A 597-nucleotide genomic window follows, 5' to 3' on the forward strand; every position below is an offset into this window, starting at 1 on the left:
CTATCAGCAGAGCGATATGTCTCCTCTAGAGCCGACGCTTTCATTTTCAAGCTGGTGCTGAGCTTCTCTCAGAAACACTGCATAAGTGGCCCGATACAGACGCGCTATTTTTTTGTAAGTGACGAACTTGCGGCCGGCGCAGTGATGGAATGTAATAGGCGAGGTATCAAGCCTGGCAAAGATATCGATATCTGCGGTTTTTAACGACCTGAGTTTTTGCGCGTTCAATTTTACCCAGCTCTAACAACGGTTTCAGTCCCGCGCCGAAAGATGGCTGAAATGGCAACCGAGTCATTGATAGCGCTAATAGAAGGCGAAGACGTTGAACCAGCGAGCCAAGTTTTACCTTTTGAGCTTAAAATACGAGAAACTGCTTAGCAGACATCTGAAAGCTTTTTGTCCTTGAACCATGTGCCCGACAACTTTGTGAAAACCCCTTTTAAATAAATTGCAGGGTAGTAAGAGATACTCCCCTGCTCATTTATTCATTATTAAACGCGACGTTGCTTTTTAAGCATCGGTGTAAAGCGTAGTTATCCACTTCTCTTCGCTAATGAAATTCCAACCCCAGCCTATTAAGGTCGCCATGCACGTAGA

General features: G+C 45.1%; 1 protein-coding gene and 1 pseudogene. Both read left to right on the top strand.

Features of this window, described 5'->3' with window-relative positions; genetic code table 11:
* Positions 1-204, top strand: a pseudogene (locus tag ACX5J7_RS17035) (LacI family DNA-binding transcriptional regulator); the annotation flags it as partial.
* A gap of 12 nt (positions 205-216) precedes the next feature.
* Complete coding sequence (locus ACX5J7_RS17040) at positions 217-378, top strand: substrate-binding domain-containing protein (RefSeq protein ID WP_498707646.1); 162 nt, start codon at positions 217-219, stop codon at positions 376-378.
* Positions 379-597 lie beyond the last annotated feature (219 nt).

This window comes from Alteromonas infernus (assembly GCF_902705815.1).